This is a genomic window from Sphingomonas zeicaulis (assembly GCF_050433225.1).
Classification (GTDB): Bacteria; Pseudomonadota; Alphaproteobacteria; order Sphingomonadales; family Sphingomonadaceae; genus Sphingomonas_D; species Sphingomonas_D zeicaulis.
In genome coordinates, this window is sequence record NZ_JBNPXQ010000002.1 from 239839 (window position 1) to 257515 (window position 17677).

Here is a 17677-nt window from a genome sequence, read left to right on the forward strand (position 1 = left end):
CGGCGGGCCCGCGCAACGCATAAGCTATGCGCCGCCGGTTCCCCATCTTTTACCACTTCTAACTGGCTGGCGGCCTGCCTGCGAGGGAGCATGGCGGAGACAGGGGCGGAGCGAATCTGCGCGCGAAAGGCGATCGGAAGGCGGGAACCGGATTCGGCGGGAAGGTGATACGGGCAGGGAGGCGGAAGCGATGCGACGTGAAAGCAGACTGCACGCCGTCACCCGGCGTGCCGAATCCTTGCCAGTCCCGATGTCGCGCACCGACCCGCCTATCGGTCGCCGACAGCCCCGGCCCGCGTCCGCCCCCTTCCCCGCGGGTCGGGGCACCCCCCAGCAGTATGGAGAGCGAGGATGAGCGAGCCCAGGACACCCGATGCCGTCGATCTGGAGCGGCGCGATCTGCTGCGCGCCGCCGCTGGATCGGCGGTGCTGACCGGCATGGCAGCGGCGACGGCCGCGCCCGCCGCGGCGCAAGGGGCACCGGCCACAGGCTCCGGCGGGCTGGTGCGCGGCTCGGTCGGTGCGCGGCTGCAGGGCGTCCAGCATTTCGGGCTCACCGTGCAGAACATGGAACGCGCCTTCGAATTCTATACCGAGGTGCTCGGCGGCAACGAGGTGATGCGCGACGGCGATTTCCAGGGCGAGCGCATCCACAACACGCTGCTGACCGATCAGGAGATCCTGGCCGGCGAGCGTCACGTCAATCCGCGCACGATCGGCGTGCCCGATCTGCGCGGTGGCGCGCAGCGGCTCGATGTCCGCTTCGTCCAGTTCGACAATGTCGTGATCGAACTGCTGCAATATCGCGATGCGGATCAGCCGCTGGGCGGCCCGAACAGCTTCGCCGAGCCGCTCGACCATATGAGTCCTGCCTTTCCGCGGATGATGCACATCTGCTTCCACATTCGCGACGATGTCGATTTCAACGCCTTCATCCGCGATCTCGAAACGGAATCGGCCCGGCGTGGCATGCCGCAGGTTCGCGCCAACCGCGTGCTGACCGTCCGCACCGAAGCGGAACGGCGCGCGGCGCCGCTGGAAGCGAACTCGAACCCGATCACCGAGGGCAAGTCGGAAGGATGGCGGCTGATCTACTGCAAGGGCTGCGAGGGAGAGCAGCTCGAATTCGTGCAGGCGCTCGGCCCGGTCAAGCGCACTTTCGCGGCCGCGCTGGAGGCGCGGCGCCGCATGCTCGCGGCGCTGCCGCGATGATCCGCCGGCACGTCATCCGCCTGGCGATGGCGGTGTCGCTCGCCGCTGCCGGTATGGCCCCCGCCGTCGCGCGTGAGCATGACGGCGTGCGTTACGCGGATATCCCGGCCGGCGCCTATGCCGTCGTCGCGGAGGTGCGCGCGAAGCCGGGGAAGGAGGCGGCGTTGCGCGCGGCAACCCTGCCGCTGGTCTCTGCGGTCCGCGCCGAGCCCAACAACCTGCTCTATTTCCTGCACGAGGACCGCGCCGCCCCTGGCCATTTCCTCTTCTACGAGGTTTTCGTGAGCGAGGCCGATTTCAAGGCGCACAACGCCACGCCGCATGTGCAGGCCTGGTTCGCGAAGCTGCCGGATCTGGCCGAAGGCGGCGTGACGGTGACCCATTTGGCGATCCTCGGTAACGCTGCGCCCGCTTCGCGTTGATCCGAAACCGGGGTCCGGATGCCGGCCTGATCAGGCGAGCGTCTCGACGATCCGCGCGGCGGTGCCGTCGGACAGCAGGATGCGCGTCCAGCGGCACAGGCTGTGCCGCACCGGCACCAGCGTCGATCGGTTGGCGCCGGTCTGGAACTCAACGGGTGCGGGGCCGGGGCCGTCATGCCAGCCGAGATCGGCCAGCCGCGCCTCCATCGCGCGCAGCGCATCTGTGGCGAAAGGCCACAGCGATCGCCCGATCAGCGTTTCGGGCGGACAGCCGAACCCCGCGGCGCGCGATGGCGACAGCGCGAGAAGCTTGTGGGTGAGGTCGCAGACCAGGTGCACCGGCCGCGGGCTTTCGCTGACGAGCTGTGCCAGCACGCGATCCGCCGCGGCATCGAGCCGCGCCGCGACCACCGCCGCAACCTTGGCATGCTCCGCCGGCTCCATCGCCTGCGCACCTGCTTCCCAGCGCGAGATCGTCGATTGCGCGACGCCGAACAGTTCCGCCGCATGCGCCTGCTTCACCCGATGCAACGCCCGCCAGCGGCGAAGCGCCGGGCCCATCGCCAAGGTGCCCGGCAGGGCATCGTCCTTTGCTGGTTGCGCGATCATGCCGCCATTCTAGCCGTTGGGCGCGGTTCTCGCGACCGGTTCGTTGGCGGCGGGATCAGTTCGACGAGAAGGTCAGCGCCTCGATCTTGTTGCCATCGGGGTCGGTCACGAAAGCCGCATAATAATGCGGATCATAGCGTTCACGCACGGCCGGCGCGCCAGCATTGCTGCCGCCATGCGCGAGTGCCAGTTTGTGGAACGCCTGCACCATCGGGCGATCCACCGCCTGAAATGCGATATGCACCCCGTTGCTGGAACCGGCTGCTGCACCGTCATCCGGCCTGGCGATGCTGAACTGGATTTCGCCGATCCCGTAATGCGCGGCGCCTGCGTCATGCTTCAACATGCGAAAGCCGAGCAGCGCCATGATCGGGTCGTAAAATGCCCGCGCTGCAACGATATCGTTGGTGCCGAGTGAGACGTGATGGATCATCGCGCGTCTCAGGCCGGCGCGATGCGCGCGCCGGCCGTCTCGCTCCGCCTCAGTTCCGCATCCTCGCCGCGGGAATAAGTGCCCACCAGCATGCCGGCGGCCAATATGTTGCCGCGCATCGCCTTCACCAGCCCGCTGCGACCGGGATTGCTGCCGATGTCCGGGGCTGTCGCCAGCGCGAAGAGCTGGAACACATAGTCGTGATTGCCATGGCCGGTCGGAGGATCGGGCGGCAGCCAGCCTTCGCCGAAATAGGAATTTCGGCCGACGTCGCGGCCATCCTGCTCACCGTCGCCATCGGGGGCGATCGCGCCTTCGGCCAGCCGGTGCTCGTCGGCGGGCAGGCCCCAGACGATGCCGTGGACGAGCGGGCTGGGGGCGGGCGCGTCGGGATCCTCGACGATCAGCGCAAGGCTCATCGTGCCTTCAGGCAGCGGACCCCAGACCAGGGGCGGCGACACGCCTTCGCCATCGGCGGTGAAGCGCACCGGCAACCGCGCCTGGTTGGCGAAGGCGGGGCTGGAAAGGTCGATCACGGCGTTGCCCAGTTGCAGGTCCGGATCGACGATCACCAGCTTCGCGTGGCCTGCGCGAATGTTGCGCAGCAATCCGCCGAGCCACCCCGGCACATGTTCAAGCATCGGCCTCCTCCTTGCTGACCGTCAACGTGCGCGGGCGCGGTTGTGTCCGCGTCCCGCCGCGCGCCGGATCAGCCGTAGCGCTCCTCGCCCCACGGGTCGCCGCGCATATGATAACCGTTCTGCTCCCAGAATCCCGGCTTGTCGGCGCCGAGGACGTCGATCCCGCGCAACCATTTGGCGCTCTTCCAGAAATAGAGATGCGGGATCACCAGCCGCACCGGCCCGCCATGCGCGCGCTCCAGCGGCTTGCCCTGCCAGCTGTGCGCCAGCATCGCCTGAGGCGTGGCGAAGTCGGCGAGCGGCACATTGGTGGTATAGCCGTCATAGCCGTGCAGCATGACGAAGGCTGCCTCGTCGCGCGGCTCGACCAGATCGAGCAGGTCGCGGGTCAGCACCCCCGTCCAGTCATTGTCGTAGCGCGACCAGGTCGTCACGCAGTGGATGTCGGATCGCAGCGCGGTCTGTGGCAGCGCCATCAGCGCCGCCCAGTCTAGCGTCACCGGCCGGGCCACCAGCCCGCCCACCTTCAGCCGCCAGCGATCCGTGGATACGTCCGGCTGGGCCCCGAGATCGAGCACCGGCCAGTCGCGCACGAGATGCTGGCCCGGCGGCAGACGGTCGGTTGCCGGGTGAGCGTGGTGGCCGGTCAGGAACTTGCCGTCCTCCGCCCAGCGCCGCTTGGAGCGAGTAAGCTTGCTGTCCTCAGGCAGGTCGTCATCGGCCATGGGCGGTCCCTCGCGAGCGGCCTTTCTATCCCAGCGGTCGGCGGTCAGCCAGACCCGGGTCGCTGGCCGAGTATCGCGGTAACGAGGATGCCGGAAAGGATAAGGGCCATGCCCGCGAGGTGATAGCCATGCAGGTCCTCACCCAGCAGGGGGGCGGCGAGCAGCGCTCCGAACAGGGGCATCAACGTGATCGCCTGCCCCGGTCGTGCCGGCCCCAGCGCATCGACCGCGGCGTTGTAGAGGAAGAAGGCAACCACAGAGGGGAGCACGGCGACATAGGCGAAGGCGGCAATGACGCCTGGCCGCGCCTCGATCGCGATGATGCGCTGCCATTCGGTCAGCGCCAGCGGCAGCATCGCCACCGCGCCGATCATGAAGGTGGTGGCGAGCAGGCTCAGCGGATGGATCGCCGGCCGCAGCCGCAGAGCGATGGTGTAGACCGCCCAGGCGACCACCGCGGCGAGCACCAGCAGGTCGCCGGTTGCGAAGCGGAAGCTGCCGATCGCGTGCAGGTCACCCCGGAAGACGATGGTGGCGACACCGACCATCGAGATTGCCACCCCGGCCACTGCGGCGGCTGCCGGGCGCGTGCCGAACGCGATCCGGTCGAACAGCAACACGAAGGCGGGAATCGCCGCCTGGATGAGCAGGCCGTTGGTGGCGGTGGTGTGGTGGAGCGCGGTGTAGAGCAGCGCGTTGAACGCGATAACGCCGGTTGCCGCCAGCAGCAGGATCGGCCGCCATGCGGCAAGGATCGCGCGCCGCTCGGCGATCAGGTGGCGGGCGGCGAAGGGCAGCAGCACCAGCACCGCCCCGGTCCAGCGCACGAAGGTCAATGTGAAGGGCGGAATGTCATTGCGCACCGCGCGACCGATGATCGAGTTGCCCGCCCACAGCAGCATCACGATGCCGAGCATCACATAGGCGGCGGCCGCGCCCGTGCGCCAGCCGCCCGAACGCACCGTCACCGGCCGACGCGCGTCTTCAGGCGGTGCCAGATGTACCAGGCGCCGGCCGCCACGAACACCGCAGCGAACGCCAGGTGAAAGTCATGGAAGAACTGGTGCATGCGCGGATCGGTGTTCCACTTGTCGCCCAGCACCATGCCCACCCAGGCAAGTCCGAAGCACCACGGCCAGGATCCGACGAACGTGTAGATATGGAACGGTACCAACGGCATGCGGGCGATGCCTGCGGGGAAGGCGATGAACGATCGCACGATCGGCAGCATGCGCGCGATCAGCACCGCCGGGCCGCCCATTTTCGCGAAGAAGCGCTCGGCCCAGTCCAGATCCTTGACATCGAGCAGCAGAAAGCGGCCCCAGCGCTCGATCGCGACGCGGCCACCACGCTTGCCGATCTCATAGGCGGGGATCGAACCCAGGTTGCAGCCGATCGCACCGGCGGTCGCCACCAGGAACAGGTTCAATTCGCCGGTCGAAACCATATAGCCGCCAAACGGCATGATGATCTCGGACGGCAGCGGGATGCATGCCGATTCGATCGCCATCAGCAGCATGATGCCCCAATAGCCGCTGAACCGGATGATCGCGATGATGAACGCCGCCACCGCGGCCAGGATCGTTTCGATGATGGTCATTGCACATCCGGCACACAGGTCTGAACCGATGGCCCCCCAACAGGCCGGCGACTGTCGCGGTCGCTAGCAGGGGATCGCCCCGCTTCGCAATCCGCATGTTGCGATGCGGCGAACCGTTTGTCGCTGTCATCAAACTGACTTTGGCCGCGCCTAACCGCCCGCGCAGTCACATGAGACGGGCGCATAACGTCCGGCAGCGGCGATCTTTTTTGCGATCGCGCCGCCGGTCGTCCGCGCCTGCCTGTCTCATGTTTGTAACATATTGTTTCGGGGGTATTCCGTGTCCAGACTCGCCTTGCTTAAATGCGCCATCCTTGCCGGCGCCGCCTTTCCCGCCACGGCGCTGCTAGCGCAGGAAGCGCCCGCGCCCGAGGACGCCGGTGGGTTGACCGACATCGTCGTCACCGCCGAACGCCGCTCGGAAAATCTGCAGAAGGTGCCTGTGTCGGTCGGCGTGGCCGGCGGCGACGATCTGCGCACTTTCCAGTCGGGTGGTGACGACACGTTGCTCGCGCTGTCGGGCCGCATTCCCAGCCTGTATGCGGAAACCACCACGGGCCGCATCTTCCCCCGCTTCTACATCCGTGGTCTGGGCAATATCGACTTCTACCTCGGCGCATCGCAGCCGGTGTCGATCATCCAGGACGATGTCGTGCTCGAGCATGTCGTGCTCAAGTCCAACCCGGTCTACGACGTCGCCCAGGTCGAAGTGCTGCGGGGCCCGCAGGGATCGCTGTTCGGCCGCAACACCACCGCCGGCATCATCAAGTTCGATACGATCCGCCCGACCCAGGATCTGCAGGGCCGCGCCTCGGCAAGCTATGGCAGCTTCAACACGGCCACGGTCGATGCCGGCATCGGCGGCGCGATCATCCCCGACAAGGTGGCCTTCCGCGTCTCGACCCTGATCCAGCACCGCGACGATTATGTCGACAATGTCTTCGCGGGGACAAGCGCCGATGGCACCGTCGCACCGAAGAAGAATGCGATGGGCGGCTTCGACGATCGCAACATCCGCGCGCAACTGCTGTTCACCCCCACCGAGAGCTTCTCGATCCTGGGATCGGTGCACGCCCGTTGGTATGACGGCACCTCGACGCTCTTCCTGCGCGACGCGATCAGGAAGGGCTCGAACGACGTTTCCGAGGTTTCGCGCAAGCGCGTGTCCTATGACGAGGCAGACAACAATCCGCAGGGCTATGACACCTACGGCGGCTCGATCAACGCGACCTATGAATTCGGTTCGGTCGCGCTGACCTCGATCACCGCTTATGAGACCACTTCGGGTTACAGCCGCGGCGACACCGATGGCGGTGCCGCGGCCGATTTCGGTGGCATCGGCTTCGGCCAGTCGCAGGGCCAGATCCGCGATCTCGACCAGATCACCCAGGAAGTGCGCCTCGCCAGCACCGGGGACAGCGACTTCAAATGGCAGGTCGGCGGCATGTATTTCGACAGCCGCGACACCACCGATTTCTATCAGCGCGCCTTCTTCCTGACGACCGCCGCGCGCAACCCCAACAACTGGGTGCGGCTGCGCAACGTCAACACCTCCTGGGCGCTGTTCGGGCAGGCGAGCTATCGCGTCGCGCCGAACTTCACCATCACCGCCGGCGCGCGCGAGACCGAGGATACCAAGAAGACGCGGCTGCTGAAGACCGCCGACACGGTGGCGGGCGTCGTCACCTATCGCGGCCGCACCGACGTCCGCCTGTCCGACACCAAGCTGAGCTGGGACATCAGCGCGCTCTATGAGGCAAGCCCGGACGTCAGCCTGTACGCCCGCGTCGCGCGCGGCTTCCGCGGCCCCACCATCCAGGGCCGCTCGGCAGTGTTCAACGCCGACTTCACTACCGCGGATTCGGAAACCATCCTGTCGTGGGAAGCCGGCATCAAGACCAGCCTGTTCGACAACACGTTGCGCCTCAACGCCACCGCCTTCACCTGGCGCGTCAACGATATCCAGCTCAACGGCAATGATTCGAACGGCAATGGCGTGCTGTTCAACGCCGACAAGGCGGACGCCTATGGCTTCGAGGCCGATGCCGAATGGCGCCCCGTCCCCAACCTCTCGCTGACCGCAGGCCTCAGTTTGCTGCACACCGAGATCAAGGACGACCAGGTCTATGCGCAGGTCTGCGCGCTGAACGGCGTGATCGTCTGCACCGTCGAGGATCCCACGATCCGTGTCGGCGCCAACACCTTCGCCCAGATCGACGGCAACCCGTTGCCCAACGCGCCGAAATATAATCTCAGCTTCACCGCGCGTTACGACCTGCCGATCACCGATGACGGCAAGGTCTTCATCGCGACCGACTGGAACGTACAGGGTTACACCAACTTCGTCCTCTACGAGACGCCGGAATTCACCTCGAAGGGCAATTTCGAAGGCGGATTGAAGCTCGGCTATGTCGGCGGCGACGGCGCATATGAGGTCGCCTTGTTCGCGCGCAACATCACCAACGAGAAGAACCTCAAGGGCGTGATCGAAAACTACATGGCCGCGGTGCTCAACGAACCGCGCGTCATCGGCGTCTCGCTGACAGGGAAGTTGCGGTAGTGCCTTGAGCCCCTCCTCCTCAGAGGAGGGGCTATACCCCTTGATATCCCAGCCATTCGAAGCATAAGCGAAGGTAAACGAAACCGAGCCGCGCCGATGCGGTGAAGAGGGGATATCTTCCATGCGCCCGCACACCCAATGGCTCCGCACGGCAGCGGTGGTCGCGCTCGCATCGCTGGCGATCGCTCCCGTCGCGGCCACCGGCCAATCCCAGACGCAGCCCCGCGCCAAGCCGCGCCTCTTCGTCCTCTCCGACATTGGCGGTGACCCCGACGACAAGCAGTCGATGGTCCGGCTGATGACCTATGCCAACCAGATCGACATCGAGGGGCTGGTCGCGACGCGGCACCGCGACGGAGTCCATCCCGAACTGATCGAGAAGGTGGTCGCGGCGTATGGCCAGGTGCGCGACAATCTGGAGCGGCACGAACCCGGCTTTCCCGCCGCCGATACGTTGCGCACCGGTATCTCGCGTGGGCCGGTGATCGACGGCATGGCGGGGATTGGCGAGGGCAAGGATTCGCTGGGGTCGGAGGCGCTCATCCGCGCCGTCGACCGCGCCGATGCGCGGCCGCTGTGGGTGAGCGTGTGGGGTGGACCCGGTGTGCTCGGCCAGGCGCTGTGGAAGGTCCGTAAGACGCGCTCGAAGGCGGCGCTGGCGGCGTTCGTCGCGAAGCTGCGCGTCTATGCGATCTCGGATCAGGACGATAGCGGGCCGTGGATCCGCCGCGAATTCCCGGGCCTGTTCTACATCGTCAGCCCCGGCGTGAGCTTCCATGATTCGACGTGGATCGGCATCAGCGGCGACAAATTCCACGGCCGCTTCGACGGCGCCGATTTCGCGCTGGTGAGCAATGAGTGGATCAACCAGAACATCCGCAACAAGGGCGTGCTGGGCGCGGAATATCCTAACTGGATCTATCAGATGGAGGGGGACACCCCCTCCTTCCTCAACCTGATCGACAATGGCCTGAGTGATCCCGCGCATCCCGAATGGGGCGGCTGGGGCGGCCGCTACGAGCTTTACACGCCCAAGAAGGAGAAATGGTTTCTCGCGCCCGAGACGCGGCCGATCTGGACCAATGTGCAGGATGAGGTGTTGGGCCGCGACGGCGAATGGCACACGTCCAACCACGCGACGGTGTGGCGTTGGCGGCCCGCGTTCCAGAACGATTTCGCGGCGCGGATGGACTGGACGGTAAAGCCCTATGACGAGGCGAACCACCCACCGGTGCCGAAACTCGATCATCCCGCCTTCATCACCGCCAAACCGGGCGCGCGCATCGACCTCGGCGCCACCGCCTCGACCGATCCGGACGGCGACGCGCTGTCCTATCAATGGTTCGCCTATGAGGAAGCCGGCACGCGCGGCATGATGAATTCGGTCAGCGGCGTGCGGCTCGACATCAACAATGCCGATCAGCCCAAGGCGTGGCTGACGGTAAAGACCAACCGCGTCGCCCCGCCCGGCACGGGCACGATGCACATCATCCTGGCGGTGACCGACCACGGCTCACCAAGGCTGACGCGCTACAAGCGGGTGATCATCGACGTGGTCGAGTGAGCGAGGGCGGCGCGCAAGCACCGCCCTCGTCGGGATCACACCAGCGCGGCGTCGAGGCTGATCTCGGCGTTGATCACCTTCGAAAGCGGGCAGTTCGCCTTCGCCTTCGCGGCCGCTGCCTGGAAGGTCTCGTCATCGGCGCCGGGGATCGAGGCGCGCAGGGTCAGCGCAACCGACGGGATGTGGAAGCCGCCATCGGCCTGCTCCAGCGTCACCTGCGCGGTGGTGTCGAGCGTGGTTGCAGTAAGGCCGGATTCGCTGAGGACGAGCGTCAGCGCCATCGTGAAGCAGGCGGCGTGCGCCGCGCCCAGCAATTCCTCGGGGTTGGAACCGGCGACACCCTCGAACCGGCTGGCAAAGCCATAAGGATAGGCATCGAGCGCCCCGCTGGCGGTCGAAATCGCGCCACGGCCATCCTTGAGCCCGCCTTCCCAATGCGCCGAAGCCTTGCGTACGATCTTCATGAGACAGTCTCCTTGGTGTGATGCCGCTGCGTTGCGGGCAGGCCGGCAAACGCTATCTGCGCGCCGTCCGGTGTCATGATGATGACATCGCGGTTGGTGCCTCGCCACCCATCCGATCGGATGGTTATACCGCGCGATCCGATTCGATAGGGTCGTGCGACGACGGGGAAGTAGGAATGCATCCGCTGGAGATTTTTGAACTCGTCATCGCGATGCTGCTCGCGATCATCGGGTTGCAATATATTGCACAACGGCTCCGGCTGCCGCCCGCGGTTGCGCTGCTGACCGGCGGCAGCGCGCTCGCCTTCCTGCCCGGGCTGCCGGCGATCGCGCTCGATCCCGAACTGGTGCTGGTGCTGTTTCTGCCGCCTCTGCTGATGGATGGCGCCTGGTTCCTGTCGCTTGCACATCTTCGGCAGCATATCGCCGGCATCTTCTCGCTCGCGGTGGGCGCGGTGGTGTTCACAACGGCGGCAGTCGCGCTCGTCGCCCATCTGATCCTGCCGGAATTGCCCTGGGCCGCCTGCACGGTGATTGGCGCGATCGTCTCGCCGCCGGACGCGGTGTCGGCGCGCGCGGTGCTGCAGCGGGTAAAACTGCCCAGCCGTGTTTCTACCCTGCTGGAGGGGGAAAGCCTGTTCAACGACGCCACCGGTCTTGTGCTGTTCCGCTTCGCGGTCGCCGCCGCGGTCTCGGGCACGTTCAGCATGGCGGATGCGCTGGGTAGTTTCACGCTGCTCGCGATCGGCGGCGCAGTGGTGGGCATGGCGATCGGTGCGCTCTGGGTTCTGATCATCCCGCGGCTGGGTAATGATTATCTGATGATCGCCGGATCCGCGCTGACCTGCTGGACGGCGTATATCGCGGCGGAAACCCTTCATGTCTCCGGCATCATCGCCACCGTCGTGACCGGGCTGATCTGCGGCTGGTACCAGCATGTGCTGTTTTCAGCGAACGTCAGACTTCGCGGCACGTCGTTCTGGCAGGTGATGATCTTCCTGCTCGAAGCGTCGGTGTTCTTGCTGATCGGATCGTCGTTGCGCGGCGTGATCGATCGCGTCGGCGGGTTCGAGGTGGTGATCGAGCAGATGGCGCTGCCGGTGCTGGCGATCGTCGCAGCGATGACGGTGGCGCGCTTCGGCTGGGTGTTTCTCTCAGATGCGGCGCTGGCGCTGCTCAGGCGGCTCGGCCTCACCCGGCGGCGGCCGCTCGGCGTGAAGGCCGGCACCGTGCTCAGCTGGGCGGGGATGCGCGGGGTGATGACGCTCGCCATCGCGCTGACCCTGCCGCAGAACATGCCGGGCCGCGATTTCATGCTGGTTGCGGCCTTCGCGGTCATCCTCGTGACGGTGCTGGTGCAGGGCACGACCTTGGGCACATTGATTCGCCTGATGCGCCTCGGCGACGCCGATGAGGAGGCGCCGCGCAAGACGGTGGCCGAGGCGGAGGCGGCAATGGCGGCGGCACAGCTCCGTGCCGTCGAGCAGAATGCCTATGATGAGGACGGCAAGCTGATCCACCCGCAACTGCTCGACCGCTATCAGGCGCGCGCGCGCATCTCTGCCAACTATGTCGGCCGCGAGGATCATTATCACGATGGGCTGCATGCCCATTTTGATCTCGTGCTGGTGGCGATCGCGGCGGGCCGTGCCGAGCTGATCCGCCTCCACCGCGCGCGTGAGATCGACGACGACGTACTGCACGATCTGGAGCGCGACCTGGACCTGGAAGAACTGAGCGCTCTCTCCGCCAAGGCCTGAGGTCAGCGCACCTCCAGCGCGTCGAGCGTGGTCTTCACCGCCTCAGCCAGCGGCGTGTGCGGCTCGCTGCCGAGGACGGACACCAGCCGCCGGTTGTCGAGCCGGATCGGCGTGCGCCAGATATAGCGCATGCGATGGAGCTCGCGCGGCATCTGCTGGACCAGCCCGGCGAGGCCGAGCAGCGGCCAGGGCAGACGCTTCACCGGCATGTCCGGCCGGCCAAGCGCTGCGGCGATCGCGCGGATCATCGTGCCGCCGTCTGCGTCCCAATGCCCGGCGAAGTGGAAGCGCGCGAAGCGATCGAGCGTGTCGGCCCGGCCAAGCAGTTGCCCGATCGTCTCGGCTGCATCGGGCAGATAGGCCCACGCATGGCCGACGCCCTTGCGGCCCGGATCGGTGATCGCAGCCAGGCGCGTGCCAGGCGTCACCAGCCCCTGCCGGAACCAGTTGTTGCCCTCTTTTCCCCCGAAGAAGTCCCCAAAACGCACGATCAGCACCGGTACGCCTGCCGCCTCCAGCCGGCGTTCGAGTTCGACGCGGATCCTGCCCTTCGCGGTCAGCGGGTTCTGTGGGGCATCCTCGACCAGATCGGGGAAGGCATCGGGACCGTAATTGTAGATGGTGCCGGGCAGCACGATGCGCGCGCCGGTGGTGCGGGCGGCGGTGATGCTGCTGTCGATCATCGGCAGCACCAGCCTGTCCCAGTCGCGATAGCCGGGAGGGTTGACCGCATGGATGATCGCCTGCGCGCCCTCCGCCGCGCGGCGCACCGCGTCCGGGTCGGCCGCGTCTCCCTTCACCCAGCTCATGCCCGCGCGGGGATCGTCGGGCGGCAGCAGCGCCCTCTTGCCTGCATCGCGCGCCATCGCCACCACATTCCAGCCATGGCGCAGCAGCGCGCAGGCGGTCGCGCTGCCGATGCCACCCGTCACGCCCAGCACCAATGCCGTCGGTTTCGCATTCATCGTTCGTCTCCTTCACGCGAAGGATGGCGGCGGACCGGTTCGAAGGATATTGTCGAAATGACTTCAGTGGCTGGTAGATAATCGATGAATCAACGGATCGACTGGGAGGATCAGCGCGCCTTCCTGGCGGTGCTCGATGGCGGCAGCCTGTCGGCGGCGGCGCGGCAGCTCGGCGTCGCGCAGCCCACCGTCCGCGCGCGGATCGAGGCGCTGGAACGGGCGCTCGGCACCACGCTTTTCACCCGGTCGGTACGCGGGCTGACCCCCACCGCGCAGGCCCGCACGCTGGGCGCGGCGGCCCGGGCGATGGCGCATGCATCGGACGCTTTCGCGCGCCTCGCCTCCGCGGCGGCGGACGTGCCGGCGGGGGTTGTGCGACTCGGCGTGTCCGAGTTCGTCGGGGTTGCGGTGCTTCCGGCGATGCTCGCGCACTTGCGGCGCAGCCATCCCGACCTGCGCATTGAACTGGTGCTGAGCAACAGCGCCGCCGACCTGCTTGAGCAGGAGGTCGACGTCGCAGTGCGCATGCACCCCCCCCGGCAGGAAGCGCTGGTCGCGGCGAAGGTACCGTCTATTCCGCTCGGTCTGTTCGCGCATCGCGACTATCTCGCGCGTCGCGGCGTGCCGGAGAGCCTGGCCGATCTCGGCGTGCACGACATGATCGGGCCGGATTGCGTGCCAGCCGACCTCGCGATCGTCGCGCAGGTCTTTCCCGATCTCGACCGCAGCCGCTTTGCGATCCGAACCGACAGCCACCCCGCCCAGTTCGCCGCGATCCGCGCCGGGCTGGGAATCGGCGTGGCGCAACGGCCCGTTGCGCTCGCCGATCCGTCACTCCGCGCGGTGCTGCCCGACCTCGTCGTGGCGACGCTCGATACCTGGATCGTCACCCACGAGAATCTGCGCGCGCTGCCGCGCGTGGCGGCATTGTTCGACCATCTCGTGGCGGCGTTCCGGGAATATGGGGCGTGAACTCCCCCTTCGCTCCGAGCGGGTCTCCGTTCTCGGCTTCGCTCGCAAATCCCCTCGACTTCGCTCGGGCGAACGGAGAGGGGGCGATTTCCGCTTTTTATCGTCCGCTCTTATCCTCGCCGGGAGCGGTCAGACCGTGAAGCTCTCGCCGCAGCCGCAGCTTCCCTTGGCGTTCGGGTTGTTAAACACGAAGCCGGCGGTGAAATCATCCTCCACCCAGTCCATCGTGCTGCCGATCAGGTAGAGGATCGACGCACCATCGACGAAGAAGGTGCCGCCGGGCGTCTCGATCCGCTCGTCGAAGCCATTGGCTTCGGTCACATAATCGACCGAGTAAGCGAGGCCGGAGCAGCCACGGCGCGGCGTCGAGAGCTTGACGCCGATCGCGCCTTCCGGGGCGCTCGCCATCAGATCGGCGATGCGCGCCTCGGCGGACGGGGTCAGCAGGATCGCGGCCGGGCGGGTGCGGGTCTTCACGTCGCTCATAGCATTCCGAGCTCCAGCTTGGCCTCGTCGGACATCTTCTGTGGATCCCAGGGCGGATCCCAGACGAGATTGACCTCGGCGCTGCCGACGCCCGGCACCGCGCCGACGCGCAGTTCGACCTCGCCCGGCATCGATTCCGCCACCGGGCAGTGCGGGGTGGTGAGGGTCATCGTCACCACGACATGGCCGCCGCTGACGTCGACACCGTAGATCAGGCCGAGATCATATATGTTGACCGGGATCTCGGGGTCGAAAATCTCCTTCAGCGCGTCGATCACGCCGTCATAGATGTCGCCGCCGGGCTCGCCCGCGCCGATCTCCTCGGGCTTGGTGGAGAGGAAGCCGTCGAGATAGTCGCGCTTGCGCGCGCCCTCCTCGTCCACCCGCGCCTTGGGCGGGGGGGCCACATGCTCGACCTCGTCGATCCTGATGCCGTTGCCTTCGCTCATCCGAATATTCTCGCCACCCGCTCGATGCCGGCGGCAAGCCGCTCGACATCCTTGAGATTGTTGTACACGCCGAAGCTCGCTCGCGCGGTCGCCGGCACGCCCAGATGCTCCATCAGCGGCTGGGCGCAATGATGCCCGGCGCGGATCGCCACCTGGTTCTCGTCCAATATGGTGCCGATGTCGTGCGGATGCACCCCTTCGATCGCAAAGCTGACGATCCCGGCGGAATCGTCGGGTCCGAACAGGCGAACGCTGTTCTGCGCACCCAGCATCTCGCGCGCCGCCGTCACCAGTGCGGTCTCATGCGCATGGATCGCCGGCAGGCCGATCGCCTCGACATAGTCGATCGCCGCGTGAAGCCCGAGCGTGCCGACGATATGCGGCGTGCCCGCCTCGAACCGCGCCGGCGGCGGCGCATAGGTCGTGCCGCTGAAGCTCACCCGGTCGATCATCGCGCCACCGCCCTGCCAGGGCGGCATCGCATCGAGGATCTCGCCCCGCGCCCACAGCACGCCGATGCCGGTCGGACCGTAGAGCTTGTGGCCGGAGAAGACGTAGAAGTCGCAGCCGATCTCGCCGACATTCACCGGCAGCCGCGGCACCGCCTGGCAGCCGTCGAGCAGCAGCTTCGCGCCGACGGCGTGCGCCAGCTTCGCGGCGCGCTTCACGTCGAGGATCGAGCCGAGCACGTTGGAGACATGCGCGAGCGCGACCAGCTTGTGCGCCGGCGTCAGCATCGCTTCCGCCGCGTCGAGATCGATGCGGCCATCCTCGGTCAGCGGGCAGACATCGATGACGATGCCGGTGCGATCCTGGATGAGCTGCCACGGCACGATGTTGCTGTGATGCTCGAGCATCGACAGCAGCACGCGGTCACCGGGCTTGAGGTGCGAAAGCCCCCAGCTCTGCACGACGAGATTGATGCCTTCGGTCGCGCCGCGAACGAAGACGATCTCGTTTTCGGACGCCGCGCCGATGAAGCCGGCGACGCGGCGGCGCGCAGCCTCATAGGCAAGCGTCATGTCCGCCGAGCGCGCGTAAACGCCGCGATGGACCGTCGCATAGGTCTGCGCATAGGCCGCGTCGATTGCGGCGATCACCGGACGCGGCTTCTGCGCGGTGGCGGCGGTGTCGAGATAGGCCCAATCAGCCGGAATGGCGGGGAAGTCGCTCAAATAGTCCAGCGCCGCAGCCTTCCCCGCTCCCGCGTGCGGGAGGGGACGGGCGAGGGCCTGTTCTGAAAGAGTGCTCGTCATTCGACAGGCCCTCCCCCAACCCCTCCCGCAAGCGGGCTGGGAGCAAGAAGCCCCTCCAGCGCTTGGGCGAGTGCCGCATCGACGCGCGCCTTGTCGGTCTCGTCTTCGATATCTTCGAACACCGCGGCGACGAACGCCTCCAGCAGCAGCCGCTTGGCCTCGGCCGGCGGCAGGCCGCGGCTGGCGAGGTAGAACAAGGCTTGCGCGTCCAGTTCGCCGACCGTCGCGCCGTGCGCGCACTTCACGTCGTCGGCGAAGATTTCCAGCTCCGGCTTCGCGTTGGCGGTGGCGGTGCGATCGAGCAGCATCGCCTTCACCGACTGGCTGGCATCGGTCTTCTGCGCATCGCGCGCGACCGCGACCTTGCCGAGATAATTGCCCGTCGCCTGCCCGCCGAGGATCGAGCGGACCACCTGGTTGCTGGTCGCATTGGGCTCGGCATGGGTGAGGGTGGTGACGATCTCCACGGTCTGCTGGCCGCTGCCCAGCATCGCGCCGGCCAGCTCGAAATGCGCGCCTTCGTGCAGGGTCACGTCGATGGCGATGCGGCCCAGCCGCCCGCCGGCGTTGAGGATGTGGAAGGTCGCGCGCGCACCGGCGCCGAGGACGACCTCATAATCCTGCACGATCGCGGCATCGGCCGGCGCATCCTGGATGATCAGGCGCGACACGGATTCGCCCGCCGGCACCGAGATGATCTCGGCACCCGGTGTCGGCCAGATCCCGGCGAGCGCCTCGACGTCGCTGTAGCGCCACGCCTCGGCCTTGCGGGTGGGAAGGGCGGTGTCGATCACGCCGCGATGTCCCGATAGCCCCCACGCTCCAGCTCCAGCGCGAGCTCGGCGCCGCCCGAACGGACGATGCGGCCGGCGCTCAGCACATGGACGAAGTCCGGCTTCACATAATCGAGCAGGCGCTGATAATGGGTAATCAGCAGCACCGCCTTGTCGGGCTTGCGCATGATCCGGTTGATGCCGTCGCCCACCACGCGCAGCGCGTCGATGTCGAGGCCGGAGTCGGTCTCGTCGAGGATCGCCAGCTTCGGGTCGATGATCCCCATCTGCACCATCTCGGCGCGCTTCTTCTCGCCGCCCGAGAAGCCGACATTCACCGGCCGCTTGAGCATGTCCTGCGCCAGCCCGAGCGCATCGGCCTGGGTGCGCGCGAGCCGGAGGAATTCGGCGCCCGACAGCGCGGGTTCGCCGCGGCCCTTGCGCTGCGCGTTGAGCGCCTCGCGCAGGAACTGGACGTTGGAAACGCCGGGAATCTCGACCGGATATTGAAAGCCGAGGAACAGGCCGGCGGCGGCGCGCTCATGTGGCTCCATCTCCAGCAGGTCGGCACCATTGAAGTCGACCGAACCGCCGGTCACCTCATAGCCGGGGCGGCCGCCGAGCGTGTAGGCGAGCGTCGACTTGCCCGCGCCATTGGGGCCCATGATCGCATGGATCTCGCCCGCATTGAGGCTGAGCGTCAGCCCCTTGAGGATCGGCTTGCCGTCGACTTCGGCGTGGAGGTTTTCGATCTTCAGCATTCTTCTCGAACTTTCGACTTGTCCT

At 66.9% G+C, this 17677-nt stretch carries 19 protein-coding genes; 6 read left to right on the forward strand and 13 right to left on the reverse strand.

Annotated elements, in window-relative coordinates; translation table 11 throughout:
• The first annotated feature begins 351 nt into the window (after positions 1-351).
• Positions 352-1212, forward strand: coding sequence for a VOC family protein (locus FHS96_RS10265; RefSeq protein WP_429590381.1), 861 nt, complete (start codon positions 352-354; stop codon positions 1210-1212).
• Positions 1209-1634, forward strand: coding sequence for a putative quinol monooxygenase (locus FHS96_RS10270; protein WP_429590384.1), 426 nt, complete (start codon positions 1209-1211; stop codon positions 1632-1634). Before FHS96_RS10265 ends, FHS96_RS10270 begins: the two co-directional genes overlap by 4 nt.
• 30 nt (positions 1635-1664) lie before the next feature.
• Here FHS96_RS10270 and FHS96_RS10275 read toward each other — a convergent pair whose 3' ends face one another.
• The 6 genes from FHS96_RS10275 to FHS96_RS10300 form a co-directional block, all read right to left on the reverse strand.
• A complete protein-coding gene (locus FHS96_RS10275; protein ID WP_429590387.1) occupies positions 1665-2243 on the reverse strand; it encodes a helix-turn-helix transcriptional regulator in 579 nt (192 codons plus the stop codon).
• Between the two features lie 55 nt (positions 2244-2298).
• Positions 2299-2676 (reverse strand): VOC family protein, encoded by a 378-nt coding sequence (locus FHS96_RS10280; protein ID WP_429590390.1) that lies wholly within the window; start codon positions 2674-2676, stop codon positions 2299-2301.
• Positions 2677-2684: 8 nt separating this feature from the next.
• Positions 2685-3317: a YbhB/YbcL family Raf kinase inhibitor-like protein gene (locus FHS96_RS10285; RefSeq protein WP_429590393.1), complete on the reverse strand. Its 633-nt coding sequence runs from the start codon at positions 3315-3317 to the stop codon at positions 2685-2687.
• 68 nt (positions 3318-3385) lie between these two features.
• The gene (locus FHS96_RS10290; RefSeq protein ID WP_429590396.1) at positions 3386-4042 is read right to left on the reverse strand and encodes a sulfite oxidase-like oxidoreductase; all 657 of its coding nucleotides are present in this window, start codon (positions 4040-4042) and stop codon (positions 3386-3388) included.
• A gap of 44 nt (positions 4043-4086) precedes the next feature.
• The gene (locus FHS96_RS10295; protein ID WP_429590399.1) at positions 4087-5010 is read right to left on the reverse strand and encodes a DMT family transporter; all 924 of its coding nucleotides are present in this window, start codon (positions 5008-5010) and stop codon (positions 4087-4089) included.
• The gene (locus tag FHS96_RS10300) at positions 5007-5636 is read right to left on the reverse strand and encodes a DedA family protein (protein ID WP_429591749.1); all 630 of its coding nucleotides are present in this window, start codon (positions 5634-5636) and stop codon (positions 5007-5009) included. Before FHS96_RS10300 ends, FHS96_RS10295 begins: the two co-directional genes overlap by 4 nt.
• Before the next feature lie 286 nt (positions 5637-5922).
• On the opposite strand from FHS96_RS10300, the gene FHS96_RS10305 reads away from it, so the two are divergent.
• A complete protein-coding gene (locus tag FHS96_RS10305; RefSeq protein WP_429590402.1) occupies positions 5923-8202 on the forward strand; it encodes a TonB-dependent receptor in 2280 nt (759 codons plus the stop codon).
• Between the two features lie 121 nt (positions 8203-8323).
• Complete coding sequence (locus tag FHS96_RS10310; RefSeq protein WP_429590405.1) at positions 8324-9766, forward strand: nucleoside hydrolase-like domain-containing protein; 1443 nt, start codon at positions 8324-8326, stop codon at positions 9764-9766.
• Between the two features lie 35 nt (positions 9767-9801).
• Here FHS96_RS10310 and FHS96_RS10315 read toward each other — a convergent pair whose 3' ends face one another.
• On the reverse strand, positions 9802-10230 hold the full coding sequence (locus FHS96_RS10315; protein WP_429590408.1) for an OsmC family protein: 429 nt from the start codon (positions 10228-10230) through the stop codon (positions 9802-9804).
• A gap of 176 nt (positions 10231-10406) precedes the next feature.
• Here FHS96_RS10315 and FHS96_RS10320 point away from each other — a divergent pair, with 176 nt between their 5' ends.
• Positions 10407-11990: a Na+/H+ antiporter gene (locus tag FHS96_RS10320; RefSeq protein WP_429590411.1), complete on the forward strand. Its 1584-nt coding sequence runs from the start codon at positions 10407-10409 to the stop codon at positions 11988-11990.
• Between the two features lie 2 nt (positions 11991-11992).
• On the opposite strand, the gene FHS96_RS10325 is transcribed toward FHS96_RS10320, so the two are convergent.
• Positions 11993-12955 (reverse strand): NAD(P)H-binding protein, encoded by a 963-nt coding sequence (locus FHS96_RS10325; protein WP_429590414.1) that lies wholly within the window; start codon positions 12953-12955, stop codon positions 11993-11995.
• 84 nt (positions 12956-13039) lie between these two features.
• On the opposite strand from FHS96_RS10325, the gene FHS96_RS10330 reads away from it, so the two are divergent.
• A complete protein-coding gene (locus FHS96_RS10330) occupies positions 13040-13927 on the forward strand; it encodes a LysR family transcriptional regulator (RefSeq protein ID WP_429590417.1) in 888 nt (295 codons plus the stop codon).
• A gap of 129 nt (positions 13928-14056) precedes the next feature.
• Here FHS96_RS10330 and FHS96_RS10335 read toward each other — a convergent pair whose 3' ends face one another.
• The 5 genes from FHS96_RS10335 to sufC are packed head-to-tail and all read right to left on the reverse strand — an operon-like array spanning position 14057 to position 17652.
• Positions 14057-14413: a HesB/IscA family protein gene (locus tag FHS96_RS10335; RefSeq protein WP_429590420.1), complete on the reverse strand. Its 357-nt coding sequence runs from the start codon at positions 14411-14413 to the stop codon at positions 14057-14059.
• Positions 14410-14862, reverse strand: coding sequence for an SUF system Fe-S cluster assembly protein (locus FHS96_RS10340; RefSeq protein ID WP_429590422.1), 453 nt, complete (start codon positions 14860-14862; stop codon positions 14410-14412). The genes FHS96_RS10335 and FHS96_RS10340 overlap by 4 nt, the downstream gene beginning before the upstream one ends.
• The gene (locus FHS96_RS10345) at positions 14859-16118 is read right to left on the reverse strand and encodes a cysteine desulfurase (RefSeq protein ID WP_429590425.1); all 1260 of its coding nucleotides are present in this window, start codon (positions 16116-16118) and stop codon (positions 14859-14861) included. Before FHS96_RS10345 ends, FHS96_RS10340 begins: the two co-directional genes overlap by 4 nt.
• Positions 16115-16912 (reverse strand): SufD family Fe-S cluster assembly protein, encoded by a 798-nt coding sequence (locus FHS96_RS10350; RefSeq protein ID WP_429590428.1) that lies wholly within the window; start codon positions 16910-16912, stop codon positions 16115-16117. Before FHS96_RS10350 ends, FHS96_RS10345 begins: the two co-directional genes overlap by 4 nt.
• Entirely contained in the window at positions 16909-17652 is a 744-nt protein-coding gene (gene sufC / locus FHS96_RS10355) for a Fe-S cluster assembly ATPase SufC (protein ID WP_429590431.1), read from the reverse strand. The genes FHS96_RS10350 and sufC overlap by 4 nt, the downstream gene beginning before the upstream one ends.
• Positions 17653-17677 lie beyond the last annotated feature (25 nt).